We start from the raw sequence: 14,115 nt of genomic DNA on the forward strand, positions 1-14,115 counted from the left end.
GTACTACAGGAGGGTATCGGAGATGATCCGGGCGCCGGGAACAGGACCGTGGACGGCCAGGGCATTGTGTCCACGGTGGACCAGTTCTTCAGCAAGAACCGCGGCTGAGACGGAATCCCGGGCAAGCAGTGCGATGGTGGGGCCCGAGCCTGACACCATGCCGGCGAGGGCGCCGCGCGCTTCGCCCAGTCCAATGGTGTCGCGAAGTTGGGGAGCCAGCGTGATGGAAGCCCGCTGGAGGTCATTGATCAGCACCCTGCTGAGGGTCTCCGGGTCCCCGTTGCGCAGCGCTTGAAGAATGGTGGGGTCCACGTCAACGGGCTCAGGAATCTCAACACCTTCCGAGTCACGAAGGCCGTCAAGCGTGCGGAACACATCAGGGGTGGACAGCCCGTAGTCGGCAAAAACCAGCACCCAGTCCATTTGTGCCTTGGCCAGCGCGGGCGAGAGTTTGTCTCCCACGCCAAGCCCGACGGCGGTGCCTCCCAGGAGCGAAAACGGAACGTCCGCGCCGAGTTCGGCCGCCAGATGCGCGAGTTCCTCGCGTGAGAGGCCGCTGTTCCAGAGTGCGTCGCACGCCAGCAGAGTGGCTGCGGCATCTGCAGAACCGCCGCCCATTCCACCAGCTACGGGAACACGTTTGGTGATCTCCAAGTGCACGCCCGTGGGCTTTTCGGACATTTCAGCCATGATGGCTGCAGCTTTGTAGGCGAGATTGCGCTCGTCCAGGGGGATGTCCACGCCGTCCAAGTCCAGCGTACTGTCCGGGCTGATGCTGATAGTGATGCCTTCAGCCTCTGTGCTGCTGGCAGTGACTTCCTCATACAGGGAGACGGCCAGATACACGCTGGCAACCGAGTGGTAACCGTCAGGGCGCAACGGGCCCACGCTCAGGGAGACGTTGACCTTGCCCGGGGCTTTGACCCGTACTGTGCGGGCGTGGAAGCGTTCCCCCACAAATGGGAGGCTGCTGGGTTTACGGCTGCCCGGGTTCATGCGTCCACGGGGTGGCGGGCTTCGGCGATCTTGACATAGGCATTAATATCCAGGACCTCGCCGCGCGCTGTGGGGTCAACGCCGGCAGCCACAAGGCACCGCTCAGCTTCGGATGCGCTCCCCGCCCAGCCGGCCAGTGCGGCGCGCAGGGTCTTGCGCCGTTGCGCGAAGGCAGCATCAATGACGGCGAATACCTGTTCACGGGTTGCATGCGTCTCCGGGGGGTCGTGCCGGGTGAAGGCAACCAGACCCGAGTGGATTTTTGGCGCAGGCCAGAACACGTTCATCCCGATCACGCCGGCTTTTCGCATGTGTCCGTACCAGGCCGCCTTGACCGACGGGACACCGTAGATCTTGGAGCCCGGGGTGGCGGCCAGACGGTCGGCAACCTCATCCTGCACCATGACAAGGCCATGCTGAAGGCTGGGGAAATGCTGCAGCAGGTGAAGCACCACCGGCACTGCCACGTTGTAAGGCAGGTTGGCCACCAAAGCGGTGGGAGGCAAAGGCAGCTCGGTGACCTTCATGGCGTCGGAGAGCACCAGGTGGAAGTTCGCTTCCGCCCCGGGCCGCCAAGCACGCACGGTTTCCGGCAGCTTTTCCGCCAACACAGGGTCAATTTCGACGGCGACCACGGCTGCGGCCGCGTCCAGCAAGCCGAGCGTGAGGGAGCCCAGTCCGGGGCCCACCTCCAGCACGGTCTCACCATCGGCTATGTTGGCGGCGGCCACAATCCTGCGGATCGTGTTGCCATCGATCACAAAGTTCTGCCCCAGGGTTTTCGTGGGGCGTACACCGATTTCCTCGGCGAGCCGTCGGATATCTGTGGCGCCCATCAAAGGCGCGACGGCGGCGGGTTCGGAATTCGGTTCAGTCACCTAGGTATCGTATCGCCTGTGCGGGGTCAGGCCGCGTGGGCGCAGCCCCAGTCGCTGAGGCCGTTCTTTGCGTAGAGACGGTTGGCGATGTCAATCTGCTGTGCCTTGCTGGCGAGGCTGGCGTTGGGAGCGTAGGCTCCACCACCGTTTGCCAGCCACGTGGGGCTGGAGAACTGCAGTCCGCCGTAGTACCCGTTACCGCTGTTGATGGACCAGTTTCCGCCCGATTCGCACTGCGCGATCCTGTCCCACATGGCTTCGTTCGGGGCACCGGTGGGGCCGCTGGCTGCGGGTGCTGCGGTTGCGGCTGCTGCCTGGGGAGTGGCGACGGGGCGGGCCTTGGTGCCGACGCTGATCTTCTCGGCCACAGGCTGAGTGGCCACGTTGCTGGATACCAGGGTGCGGGAGGCTTCACGGCCGTCCACGAGGACCAGCTTGAAGGTCTTGACCAAGGATCCTGCCACGCCTTCCTGGGTCACTTTCTCTTCGCCCTTGAAGAGCTCTGCACTGTCACTCTTCACGCTGTCGAAGGGAACTTCTTCCGTGGCTTCGGCCGTCTTGCTGGTGTCCACGCGGGAGACCTTGATCACCATGTCCTGGACGATGGGAGCGTTGCCAGGCTGGGAGATGTGGTCGTTGGCGCCCACGGTGATTCCAGTGTCCTTGAGAACGGTGGCGACGTCGGTGGCCGTCGTGGTGGTGCTGGTGTCCTTGCCGTCAGCTACCACGCTGATGGTCTTGGGAGTGGAAATGGAGACGAATGAGCCGGTCACTTCCAAGGACGCTTCCTTGGGCTGGGAGATTTCGGAGGAGCTTGCCACGCCGAGTTCGCTCACCAGTCCAGCTACGTCAGGGGAGGTGGTGTTCACGGTCTTCCGGGCGCCATCGAGCTCGATGGACACGGCCTTGGCGAGATTGACGTTGACCACCGAGCCATTGTCGATCTTCGCGTCGAGAGCCGGTGAAACGCGGTCCGCGTCCTTCAACTCGACCTTGGCTGCCTTGACCACTTGGTCCACAGTGCCGCCAAAGGTCTGGATGGAGCTCACCTTGCCGTCCACGTTGAGGGTGACGGTCTTGTTGTTGCCCACAAATGCCACAACACCAACCACCAGCGCTGCAACTACCAGCAACTGGGTACCTACTTTGAGGAAGCTGAACTTGCCATCCGTTGTGAAGAACTTGATCACGATCGCCCATTACTCTCAGACCATCCGGGCACGGGGAAAAGCGCAAAAGTAATGCCGACCGCAAAAACGGAGGGCCAGGCATGAAGCCTGGTCCCACTCTTGCTGCCGGCATCTGCGCCGCCAAAAAACATTGAACTGATTGCACCGGAATGAACCGGAACAATTGTCCGAAGGCCTTCCCCGACCCCGGCTACTTGTTTAACACAGTAACCGATCCGTTATAAACGAACCAAGTAACATGCATACCGGGTATCCAGTCGGACCGCTAGCGGCGGAGTCGAAAGAGCCCGCTTAGGCCCAGGATCCATAGGCATTCAGGGTGTTTTCGGCCAATCGCGAACAAAGTTCGGACAAGTCATCTCCTGTCACGTCCGCCATGGACCGGACCGTGTAGGGAACCATGTAGCTGGCATTCGGCCGTCCACGGTGGGGATGCGGTGTGAGGAAGGGCGAATCGGTTTCCACCAGAATCCTGCTCGGCTCGGCGATGGCCAGGGCGGCGCGGAGATTGCCTGCGTTCTTGAACGTCATGGTCCCGGCGAACGACATGTACCAGCCGTTCTGGTTACAGATGCGGGCCAGAGCTTCGTCTCCGGAGAAGCAGTGGAAAACCACCCGTTCCGGAGCACCTTCCTCCCGCAGAACCTGGACGACGTCGTCGTGGGCGTCGCGGTCGTGAATCTGGAGCGTCAGTCCCAGCCGTTTGGCAATGTCAATGTGGCGTCGGAAGGAGTACCGCTGATGTGCCAGTCCCTCACCAGGGGTCCGGAAGAAATCCAATCCTGTCTCGCCGATGGCCCGGATCCGCGGGTGGCGGGCCAGCTCCTCGATCTCTGCGAGCGCCGATTCCAGCTCGCCACGGGCCGCGTATTCGGGGGCATCGTTGGGGTGGATGGCCACAGCTCCGAGTAGCCGGGGATCTGCTTCCACGGCCTGCACCGTGAATCGGGACGATTCGAGATCGCAGCCCACCTGCACGGCTCCCTGCACACCCACCGCTTCCGCCGAGTCCATGGCATCCCTGACGGAGACCTCAATCAGGCCGTGCCTGAAGTCCAAGTGGGTGTGGTTGTCCATGACCGCCACGGGGAGCGGCTCCGGCGCCGGCGGGTATTCGCGGCGGGAGTCTTTTTCTTCTGCGGAGGGGGACGGCGCCCTGTAGGGTGCCGGGGCGAGGGAATTGCACATGCTTCCACCTTAATCGGACTGCGGTCCTCCTTGGACAACGAAGAAGGCGTGCACCTTAAATTCCGCTTGGCACATAAATTCGGGAGCGCTATGTCAGCGGCAGCCAATGTCTGGGTAGTCTGGAACGGACAAGCGGCCACCACCAACAGCGTTAAGCGAAGATTGCTGTTGCCTAGGCCACGGCTGAAGGGCGATTCATGGAGTCCAAGCGACAAGTCACCGTTGAACCCTCTCCTGTCCAGGGCGAGGCATACAGCCCCCTGCCGCGGGATGGCGCGGGACTCAACGGGCACAGGCCGCACGTCATGGACGCGGAGCGGTTCCATGACGCCAGCGAGCGCATCCTGGGTTCCATCAATCAGGTCATTGACGGTAAAGCCGATGCTGCAAAGCTCGCTCTGACGGTCCTGCTGGCCCAAGGCCACCTTCTCTTGGAGGACGTCCCGGGTGTGGGCAAGACCCTGTTGGCCAAGACGCTGGCGCGCAGTGTGGACTGCACGGTGTCCCGAATCCAGTTCACCCCGGACTTGCTGCCCTCCGATGTCACTGGTGTGTCCATCTACAATCAGTCTTCCCGGCAATTCGAGTTCCGCCCCGGCGCAGTGTTCGCAAACATCGTCATTGGCGACGAGATTAACCGCGCTTCGGCCAAAACCCAGTCAGCGCTCCTTGAATGCATGGAGGAGCACCAGGTGACCGTGGACGGTCACTCGTACCAGCTGGGTTTGCCCTTCATGGTGGTGGCCACGCAGAATCCCATCGAAATGGAAGGCACGTATCCGCTGCCTGAAGCCCAGCGTGACCGTTTCATGGCGCGAATCTCCATGGGCTACCCGGACAAGGATGCCGAGATCGAGATGTTGGAGACCCATCAGGCGTCTTCGCCGCTGGTGAAGGTGACTCCCGTGGTGACGGCCGCCGATGTTGCTGCCATGATCGCCACCGTCCAGCAGGTCTTCGTCTCCACAGCCATCAAGGAGTACACGGTGGCCATTGGACGGGCCACCCGGGACAGCGCCCGCCTCCGCCTGGGTGCGAGCCCACGGTCCTTGCTGCAATTGTTGCGTGCGGCCAAGGCCACGGCAGCATTGGATGGCCGCGATTTTGTCCTCCCGGATGACGTGGTGGACGTGGCCGAGTCGGTGCTGGCCCACAGGATTATTCTGGACCGCAAGGCCGCGAGTTCGGGCGATACACCACAGAGCATTCTCCGGGGCATTTTCGCTTCCCTGCCCGTTGCCCAGGAACCGCCCGGCGCATGGCGCAGGGACAGGAACAGCGTTTAGGAGACATGCCCAATGGCGCTCATGGATCGGCTTCCCAAGCACTTATTCACCAACCGCGGCTGGGGGCTCCTGGCAGCCGGGGCTCTCTCGCTGGGGTGTGCCTATGTGATGGGCAGGCGGGATCTCCTGTCCTTGGCCATCTTGCTGATCCTCCTTCCTTTGGTTGCGCTTGCAGGCGTCCGGGTGCTCAAACCCAAGTTCCAGGTGTACCGGGAGTTCAATCCGTCCACGGTGGAGACGTCAAGCACCACCACTGTTCGCCTGGCCGTTGCCCGTTCTTCGTATGCCACGGGGCAGGTCATTATGGAGGAGCAGTTGCCTCCTCGTTTCGGGGAGCCTCCCGCTTTCCGTTTTCCGGCCAGATCAGCGTCCGGAGGCACCAGCCGCTACGAATATCACCTTCGCTCGGGCAAGCGGGGACAGTTCAGGATTGGTCCGGTCACGGCAGAGTTCAGTGACCCGTTCGGCTTATCGTTGCGCAGGCATGCAATTGACGACGGCGACATCCTCACCGTGACGCCTGCCGCCGTCGAACTTCCCGTCACGGGCCTCGCCGGTGCGCGCGGCAACGATGGCGTGACCGCGACCCGGATCCGGGCCAATCCCAGCGATGACGACATCATGACCCGTGAGTACAGGCATGGTGACCCCATGCGCCGCGTTCACTGGGCCGCTACCGCCCGCCATGGCCAGCTCATGGTCCGTCAGGAAGAGTCGGTGACCACACCGGAAGCCACCCTCATCCTTGACCAGAGGTTCTCCGCCTTTGCCGCCGGAAACGGGTCCGTCTTTGGAAGCCGCGACGAAGACTCGGATTTGGTGACCAGTACCAACTTTGAGTGGACTGTAACGGCAGCGATGTCGATCGCTGCACATTTGGCGGAACGAAATTATTCCTTGCGGCTCCTCGACTCATTCGGCGGACCGGCGTTCCACCGTTCACGGTCGGCCGCGGACATGGATGCCGAGGAGTTCTCGGGTGCGGGCGGTCTTCAAGCAATCGCTGAGGCACTGGCGGCAGTGGAGCTGAGCGGCCCAAGGCACATCAGGGCGGAACACCACCGGACCGAGCACACAGACCACAAATCCGGTTCGGAACACAAAGAAGGCTCCCCCGCTCCGACAGGCTCAGAGACTGCAGATTCTCCCTTCAACGACCGCCTGATGGATAAACTCTCAGCGCACCGCTTGCGTGGCCCCCTGCTGGCGTTGGTGGGCAACCTGACAGTCGCGGAAGCACGGTCTCTTGCTCCCGCAGCCGGGTACGGAGCCAATGCCTTCGCCCTGGTGATGACCGATGCTTCACGAAATAATGACGAAGTACTGGAGATTCTGCGCCTGGCAGGCTGGAGAGCGGCCGCTGTCACCTCAAAGACTCATTTGACTGCGGCCTGGTCAGCCTTCGATGAGGGCGGAATCGTCGCCGCAGCCGATGCAGCCATGGATGTCCGTCGTGGAGCAGCGGTGCCGCGATGACTACAACCTCCCACCGCGGCTCCCCCAACGCCCCGGTCCAACCTGGCGGCGGGTCAGCACCGCGGCCGTCACCCCGTGCGAAAACCCCGGGAGCCGGACCCTATCCATGGGCCATGGCCGGATCCATTGCCGTGGCCGTTCTTGGCGCGGCCTTGTCCCTGAATGGCGTCCTCAGGGGTTGGGGCTGGTTCATGCCGCTGATCACCACAGTGGTGGTGGTTGCCCTGACGCTTGCTGTGCTCCGGGCGCTCCGTGCCCAGCCCCTGCTCGCCACGTTGGCCTCTTTTGCCTCCTTGGCCGGCGTCCTTAGCTTCATTTTCTGCCGTCAGGAAAGCCTGGCGGGATTCATCCCCACCACCGGAACCTTCACCGCCGTCGGACGCCTGATCAAGCGGGCCGCAGAAACAGTAGTGTCCGAGAGCGCGCCTGTTGCACCCAACGCAGGGATCGTCTTTGTCATGTGCGCCTGCCTGGGCCTCCTGGTGATCTTGATCGATGCCCTTGCCGTTCCCTTGTCCATGCCGGCCGCCAGCGGCATTGGCCTCCTGGCGGTGATGGTGGTCCCCGCCACCATCAAGCCCCAGAGCGTGGGAGTGGCCGGGTTCATCGGTGCGGCGGTGGGCTACCTGCTCATCCTCGGCTGCAGCCACTGGTTTGCCCCTGACGCCAGGCTGCAGTCCGGATCGGGACGCGGAGCCGGCCAGTTCAGGCGCTCGGTGGTTACAGGAGGCCTGGCTCTGGCCATGACCCTGACCGTCCCCCTGGTGATTCCCGGTTTCGAGACCGGCACCTTTCCGCAGGGCTCGCGGCTGAGCCCGTGGGGAACCTCTAATGGGCTCAATCCCATGATCACCCTGGGCAACAGTCTCCGCAGTCCCACCGGTTCAGGGCGCATCACTTATGCCACCAGTGCCAGCGGTCCCCTGTATCTGCGGTCCGTCACCATTGACAACTTCGACGGCGAAACCTGGGCACCTGATGATCGGGCCGCCGGGCGACGGGCGGGTGCGGACAGGATCGAGACTGGATACGCGGTGCAGGGCGAGGTGGTCAACGCCGTGACGTCGGTCAACGCAGGCCTGTTTACCAGCCCTTACCTTCCAGCTCCTTTTGCTCCGGCCTCCGTGAACGGCCTCAACGGACGATGGACCTGGGATCCAGCAACCTTGAGCATCATGAGCACGGAGACCACCACCCGCGCGCAACGGTATGTCGTTTTTTCTGCAGCGCCCAAGATCACGTCACAGTCCTTGTCCCAGGCAACTGCGGTTCCCCAGGGCATTTCAGAAGACTTTCTGAGGATCCCAGGGAACCTTCCGGACATCGTGCGGCAAACGGCCGATACTGTCACGGCGTCCGCAGGCAGCAACTATGGGAAGGCTCTGGCCATCCAGAAGTACCTGCGTTCAGGCGAGTTCACCTATTCCCTTCAGGCTCCCGTTCAGAACGGTTATGACGGCAATGGCCTCTCGGTCCTGGCCGACTTCCTCGCGGTGAAGAGCGGCTATTGCGTCCATTTCTCCTCCGCCATGGCAGTCATGGCGCGGGCTGAAGGCATCCCCAGCAGAATTGCTGTCGGTTACGCGCCCGGCCGCCTCACGGGCGAGTCCGTGGCCCTTGTGGGTCAGGGATCCTTCCCCGAGTACGAGGTTGACGCCCGGGATGCCCACGCCTGGCCTGAGTTGTACTTCGAAGGCCTGGGGTGGGTCCCCTTCGAACCGACGCCGTCGCGTGGTGTGGTCCCCGAGTACGCCACAGAGAGTTCGGTGCCCGGCAACCTGAGCACCAACGCGGATGAGAAAGAGGTCCTCACCACTCCCGCCCCCGCCCCAACTCCTGCTGTCCCTCTCCCCGGGTTGGATACGCCCACCGCAGGTTCCGCCGCAGTGAACCCGTGGCCGGCCATCGGCGCTGCCGCAGCGGGGGTCTTGGTGCTTGCCGGATTCCTGTGGTCGCCGAGGCTGAGCAGGACGGTTCTCCGGCGACGCCGGCTCAGCCAGAAACCTCCGGACGATCCCGAGCTCACAGGCGCCAAGGATCCAGCACCTGAACTGGCGTGGGCGGAGTTGCAGGATCTCGCCACGGACTACGGCGTGCCGTCAAAACCCAGTGAGACGCCGCGGCATTTCTCCGCCCGGCTGCGCTCCAGTTCAGCGCTTGGTGTCACCGGAGGACTCGACGACGCCGCACATGAGGCAGTCGCGTCGCTCACCTCGGACTTCGAACGGCAGCGCTACGGCCGTGCAGCGACACCGGCACCGGCAGCTGCCACCCGGGTTGCTGTCATCCGCGAGTCGTTGCGCAACAATGCCCGCTGGCTGGTGCGCTTCCGCGCCGACTGGTTGCCGCCATCGATGATGCGCCGCTGGGTCCACGCACTCGGCGCCCCGTTCCGGGCGGTCGGAAGGTTCGGCAAGGCTACAGGGCGGACCGTCGCTTTGTTCTGGCGCAGGCTCAAGGGGCTGCTCCCCCAGCGCCGCTAGGTTCAGGACCGCTGAGGTACAGACAGCAAAGGGCCCGACGCCGGAACTTGTGGTTCCGGGGCCGGGCCCCTGCGTTTGTCAGCCGTTCTTGTTGCGAGAGCGGCGGACCGGATCCAATAATGCCTAGTCGGCGTACGGGTCCGCGATACCTACGTACTGGGTGTAGAGGTACTCTTCGATGCCTTCGGAACCGCCTTCACGGCCCAGGCCGGACTGCTTGACGCCACCGAACGGTGCTGCGGCGTTGGAGATTACACCGGCGTTGAGGCCGAGCATGCCGGTCTCGATCCTTTCGCTGATGCGCAGGCCACGGTTGAGGTCCTTGGTGAAGACGTAGGCAACCAGGCCGTATTCGGTGTTGTTGGCCAGACGGACGGCGTCATCTTCGGTGGAGAAGGTGATGATGGGCGCAACCGGTCCGAAGATTTCTTCCCGCAGGATGCGGGCATCAGCGGCAACGTTCTTCAGCACGGTGGGCTGGTAGAAGTAACCGGGGCCCTCGACGGCGGCACCACCGGTGACGGCTGTGGCACCTCCTGCTACGGCTTCGGACACCAGGGCGTGAACGCCATCGCGGGCCTTGCCGTCGATCAGCGGGCCCACCTTGGATTCGGGCTCAGTACCGCGGGCGGTGGTCAGGGCACCGATCTTGGCGGCGAACTTCTCAGCGAAGGCATCGGCCACGGACTCGTGCACAATGAAGCGGTTCGCTGCGGTGCAAGCCTCGCCCATATTGCGCATCTTCGCAGCGATGGCACCTTCAACAGCCTTGTCCAGGTCGGCGTCTTCAAAGACCACGAACGGTGCGTTGCCGCCCAGTTCCATCGAGGTGCGCAGGACCTTGTCCGCGGCTTCACGGATCAGGGCCTGGCCCACCGGGGTGGAGCCGGTGAAGGAGATCTTGCGGAGACGGTCATCCTTGATCAGCGGGCCCGTGACAGCGCCGGCGGTGGAGGTCTGGATGACGTTCAGGACACCGGCGGGCAGGCCGGCTTCCTGCATGACCTGTGCGAACAGCAGGCTGGTCAGCGGGGTCAGGTTGGCGGGCTTGAGCACCATGGTGCAACCGGCAGCGACGGCGGGGGCAATCTTGCGGGTGGCCATGGCCAGCGGGAAGTTCCACGGGGTGATCAGCAAGCAGGGGCCTACCGGCTTCTTCTGCACCAGGAGGCGGTTCTTGCCATCAGGTGCTGCGGAGTAACGGCCGGACACGCGGACGGCTTCCTCGGAGAACCAGCGCAGGAACTCAGCACCGTAGGTGACCTCGCCGCGGGCTTCAGCCAGGGGCTTGCCCATTTCCAGGGTCATCAGCAGGGCGAAGTCTTCGGCGCGCTCGGTGACCAGCTCAAAAGCGCGGCGCAGGATCTCGCCGCGTTCACGCGGTGCGGTCCGTGCCCAGTCAGCCTGGGCGGCAGCAGCGGCGTCGAGGGCGGCAGCGCCGTCTTCAGCACCGGCGTCGGAGATGCTGAGGAGGACCTTGCCCGTCGCCGGGTCCTCAACATCGAAGGTCTTTCCGGAACCGGCCGGGCGCCACTGACCGTTGATCAGCAGGCCGGTAGGGACGGAAGCCAGCAGTTCGCTTTCGCGTTCAACCGTGACAGTCATGGCGACTCCTTCGTCTTGGGTGCATTGGAGAATTGCACCACTGGGGTTCGTTGCCGGAAGTGGCTTGAATTACTGCCACGGTACTGCCCCACGAGAAGCAGTGTCTACGCCTTCACGCACTGCCTCATGGCTGCCGATTTGTGCAAGTGCACAGCGCGGGTCAGCGTGCTGCGAGCACCGCCGAGTAGAGCTCGCGCTTGCTGACTCGGGCTTCCTCGGCCACTGCTGCCACGGCCTCCTTCAATCGGATGCCCTGGGAAATGAGCTCATTGACCGCTGCGACGTGGTCTTCAGGCTTTCCAGGTTCTTGTTCGGGTGCACCGCCCACTACCACCGCTATCTCTCCGCGGACCTCATTGTTCTCTGCCCACTCCAGCAGTTCACGCAGGGTGCCCCGGATGACTTCTTCGTAGGTTTTAGTCAGCTCACGGCAGACCGCCACGCGGCGCTCGGCCCCGAAGCGCTCATGCAGCGCCCGCAACATCACTTCGAGCCTGTGCGGGGCCTCGAAGAAGACCATGGTGCGGCGTTCGCCGGCCAGGTCTGCCAAGCGTGAATTCCGATCCCCCGACTTTCGCGGCAGGAATCCTTCAAAGCAGAAGCGGTCCGTAGGCAGACCCGACAGTGCCAGGGCCGTCAGCACCGCAGAGGGGCCGGGAACCGCAGTGACTGTCAGACCGGCAGCAACCGCACCCTCCACCAAGCGGAAACCGGGGTCCGAAACTGCCGGCATTCCGGCGTCGCTGACCATCAGAATGGTCTTGCCGGCGCGGACGTGGTCCAGCAGTTCACCGGTCTTGGCTACCTCATTGTGCTCGTGGTAGCTGATGACGCGTCCAGTGACCTCGACGCCAAGGGCAGTTACCAGCCGGTGCAAACGTCGGGTGTCCTCCGCGGCCACGATGTCAGAGTTTCCAAGGAGCTCAATCAAACGCGCGGAAGCGTCGCCGACGTTGCCTATAGGTGTTGCCGCAAGCACAATCCTGCCGACGCCGGGAGTTGCCTCTGGAGCAGAAGCTTCCTCTTCCAAGTAGTCGTCGAAAGGAGCTTCGTCAGGGGTGCCGCGTTGTTCGTCCACCTGCCAAGCCTAATACCGTGCGGGGTTCAAGGATGCAGCCGCGGGGTTCAGGGATACAGCAAGGATGGAAAGGTAGCATGGGCGGGTGAACCAGTCGCCCGTTCCTGCCACCGCTTCCGGATCCCCGGCAGCGTCCCCAGCGAGCCCGGAACCTGGTGGCACCACGGTGGCGGAGGGCAACGGCCAAACGGACACACCGGAACACGCAGGCACATCGCGGGTACATACAAGGGAGCCCCTGCCAGGCCGTGACGTGCCCGGCCGCCGTTTAGCCGCCCGGATTTTGCCAGGCCGCGGCCTGGAAGGGCACCGTTGGATCGCGCGGCCGTCCGAGGCCTACACTGCCCAGGCGTTGAAGGAACGTCTGATCGGTGCAGTCCAAAGCTGGCGGGACTATCCGGCGTCCTTGCGCTTGTGGTTCTGGCTGATCCCCACCCTCACGGCAATCCTGGGCGGCATCCTCCGCTTCTTCCGGCTTGATGCTCCGCACAGCCTGGTTTTCGATGAAACCTACTACGTCAAGGACGCCTACTCCTATGTGGTGAGCGGCTACGAACGCAGTTGGCCGGCCAATGCCAACGACTCCTTCATCGCCGGCAACCCGGATGTACTCCTGAACACTCCCGAGTACGTTGTCCACCCGCCGGTGGGCAAATGGATGATCGCGTTCGGAATGTGGCTGTTCGGTGGAGACAACCCCTTCGGCTGGCGGTTCAGCGCAGCTTTGGCAGGCACCCTGACGGTCTTCCTCGTTTCGCTCATCGCACTGAAGCTGTTCCGCTCACACACCCTCGGGGCCGTTGCCGGTCTCCTGCTGGCCATCGACGGCCATCACCTGGTGCTCTCCCGGACGTCCCTGCTGGACGTCTTCCTGGCCCTGTGGATCCTGGCCGCTTTCGGCGCCTTACTCATGGACCGCGACGACGGCCGCCGTCGTCTGGCTTCCCGGCTCGCCGCGCAGGCGGCTGCTTCGCCGGGAGGCCGCCCCACACCTACCCAACTGGTGGCCGGTCCCTGGCTTGGCATGCGGTGGTGGCGCCTGGCTGCAGGTCTTTGCCTGGGCCTCGCTGTGGGTACCAAATGGTCAGCACTGTTCTTCGTGGCTGCCTTCGGGATCATGACTGTGCTGTGGGACCTGAGTGCCCGGCGCATTGCGGGCATCCGGAGCTGGTTCAGCGCAGGCATCATCAAGGACGGCCTGCCCGCGTTCGTGACCATCATTCCGATCGTTGCCGTCACTTACGTGGCCACGTGGACGGGCTGGTTCCTTTCGAAGGACGCCTATTACCGGCAATGGGCTGCCACCAACCCTGCCCCGGGCTGGGATTGGCTGCCCAACTCCGTACGCTCCCTGGCGCATTACCACCTTGAAGCGTACAAATTCCATCAGGGACTCAGCTCCGACCATCCGTATGAGTCCAGTCCCTGGACGTGGCTCATCATGGGCCGTCCCACCTCGTTCTTCTACCAAACCCCCAAACAGGGCACTCCCGGCTGCGTGGTTGAGACGTGTTCCTCGGCCATTCTTCCGGTGGGAAATCCGGTGGTCTGGTGGGGCGGAACCATCGCCCTGGTGATCCTGTTGTTCTGGTGGGCCGGCCGCCGCGACTGGCGTGCCGGTGCCATCCTTGCGGGCGTGGCAGCCGGTTACCTTCCGTGGTTCATGTACCCGGAACGCACCATGTTCATCTTTTACGCCGTGTCCTTCGAACCGTTCCTGGTTCTGGGTCTGACGTACGTGCTGGGGTTGGTCCTGGGACGCAGCAGCGACCCCGTCTGGCGGCGAAGATCCGGCTTCTACGTCGTGGCGCTCGTAATGGTGTTGGCCGTGCTGGCAACCGCATTCTTCTATCCGGTGCTCACGGCGGAGGTCATCAGTTACCAGGAGTGGCGGATGAGAATGTGGATGCCATCGTGGATCTAGGAGGAGGCAAG

10 protein-coding genes are annotated in these 14,115 nt (G+C 63.5%); 4 read left to right on the forward strand and 6 right to left on the reverse strand.

Annotated elements, in window-relative coordinates:
- Nucleotides 1-3: 3 nt before the first annotated feature.
- The 4 genes from CQ020_RS16580 to CQ020_RS16595 form a co-directional block, all read right to left on the reverse strand.
- Nucleotides 4-996 carry a 4-(cytidine 5'-diphospho)-2-C-methyl-D-erythritol kinase gene (locus tag CQ020_RS16580; protein WP_105692850.1) on the reverse strand — a complete coding sequence of 331 codons (993 nt, stop codon included), beginning with the start codon at nucleotides 994-996 and terminating at the stop codon, nucleotides 4-6.
- Nucleotides 993-1,874, reverse strand: coding sequence for a 16S rRNA (adenine(1518)-N(6)/adenine(1519)-N(6))-dimethyltransferase RsmA (rsmA, locus tag CQ020_RS16585; RefSeq protein ID WP_105692851.1), 882 nt, complete (start codon nucleotides 1,872-1,874; stop codon nucleotides 993-995). The genes CQ020_RS16580 and rsmA overlap by 4 nt, the downstream gene beginning before the upstream one ends.
- A 26-nt stretch (nucleotides 1,875-1,900) precedes the next feature.
- The gene (locus tag CQ020_RS24660; protein WP_105692852.1) at nucleotides 1,901-3,064 is read right to left on the reverse strand and encodes a resuscitation-promoting factor; all 1,164 of its coding nucleotides are present in this window, start codon (nucleotides 3,062-3,064) and stop codon (nucleotides 1,901-1,903) included.
- A 291-nt stretch (nucleotides 3,065-3,355) separates the two neighbouring features.
- Nucleotides 3,356-4,252, reverse strand: a complete 897-nt coding sequence (locus CQ020_RS16595; RefSeq protein WP_105692853.1) for a TatD family hydrolase — start codon at nucleotides 4,250-4,252, stop codon at nucleotides 3,356-3,358.
- Between the two features lie 197 nt (nucleotides 4,253-4,449).
- Here CQ020_RS16595 and CQ020_RS16600 point away from each other — a divergent pair, with 197 nt between their 5' ends.
- Genes CQ020_RS16600 through CQ020_RS16610 form a run of 3 tightly spaced genes read left to right on the forward strand, consistent with a single transcriptional unit; the run spans nucleotide 4,450 to nucleotide 9,497 of the window.
- Complete coding sequence (locus CQ020_RS16600) at nucleotides 4,450-5,538, forward strand: MoxR family ATPase (protein ID WP_105692854.1); 1,089 nt, start codon at nucleotides 4,450-4,452, stop codon at nucleotides 5,536-5,538.
- Between the two features lie 12 nt (nucleotides 5,539-5,550).
- The gene (locus CQ020_RS16605) at nucleotides 5,551-7,014 is read left to right on the forward strand and encodes a DUF58 domain-containing protein (protein WP_105692855.1); all 1,464 of its coding nucleotides are present in this window, start codon (nucleotides 5,551-5,553) and stop codon (nucleotides 7,012-7,014) included.
- A complete protein-coding gene (locus CQ020_RS16610) occupies nucleotides 7,011-9,497 on the forward strand; it encodes a DUF3488 and transglutaminase-like domain-containing protein (protein ID WP_105692856.1) in 2,487 nt (828 codons plus the stop codon). The genes CQ020_RS16605 and CQ020_RS16610 overlap by 4 nt, the downstream gene beginning before the upstream one ends.
- Before the next feature lie 123 nt (nucleotides 9,498-9,620).
- Here the strand turns inward: CQ020_RS16610 and CQ020_RS16615 are convergent, their stop codons facing one another.
- On the reverse strand, nucleotides 9,621-11,102 hold the full coding sequence (locus CQ020_RS16615) for an NAD-dependent succinate-semialdehyde dehydrogenase (protein ID WP_105692857.1): 1,482 nt from the start codon (nucleotides 11,100-11,102) through the stop codon (nucleotides 9,621-9,623).
- A 160-nt stretch (nucleotides 11,103-11,262) separates the two neighbouring features.
- Nucleotides 11,263-12,132 (reverse strand): 16S rRNA (cytidine(1402)-2'-O)-methyltransferase, encoded by an 870-nt coding sequence (gene rsmI, locus CQ020_RS16620; protein ID WP_105692894.1) that lies wholly within the window; start codon nucleotides 12,130-12,132, stop codon nucleotides 11,263-11,265.
- Between the two features lie 286 nt (nucleotides 12,133-12,418).
- Between rsmI and CQ020_RS16625 the strand changes: the two genes are divergently transcribed.
- Nucleotides 12,419-14,104 (forward strand): dolichyl-phosphate-mannose--protein mannosyltransferase, encoded by a 1,686-nt coding sequence (locus tag CQ020_RS16625; protein ID WP_374955202.1) that lies wholly within the window; start codon nucleotides 12,419-12,421, stop codon nucleotides 14,102-14,104.
- The last annotated feature ends 11 nt before the right edge of the window (nucleotides 14,105-14,115 follow it).

Origin of the sequence: Arthrobacter sp. MYb23 (assembly GCF_002979775.1) — a bacterium.
Classification (GTDB): domain Bacteria; phylum Actinomycetota; class Actinomycetes; order Actinomycetales; family Micrococcaceae; genus Arthrobacter.

Excerpts from the sequence above, each read along its gene's own strand:
- CQ020_RS16580 (WP_105692850.1), bottom strand. The coding sequence starts at position 996 with ATGAACCCGGGCAGCCGTAAACCCAGCAGCCTCCCATTTGTGGGGGAA.
- CQ020_RS16595 (WP_105692853.1), bottom strand. The coding sequence starts at position 4,252 with ATGTGCAATTCCCTCGCCCCGGCACCCTACAGGGCGCCGTCCCCCTCC.
- CQ020_RS16600 (WP_105692854.1), top strand. The coding sequence starts at position 4,450 with ATGGAGTCCAAGCGACAAGTCACCGTTGAACCCTCTCCTGTCCAGGGC.
- CQ020_RS16605 (WP_105692855.1), top strand. The coding sequence starts at position 5,551 with ATGGCGCTCATGGATCGGCTTCCCAAGCACTTATTCACCAACCGCGGC.
- CQ020_RS16610 (WP_105692856.1), top strand. The coding sequence starts at position 7,011 with ATGACTACAACCTCCCACCGCGGCTCCCCCAACGCCCCGGTCCAACCT.
- CQ020_RS16615 (WP_105692857.1), bottom strand. The coding sequence starts at position 11,102 with ATGACTGTCACGGTTGAACGCGAAAGCGAACTGCTGGCTTCCGTCCCT.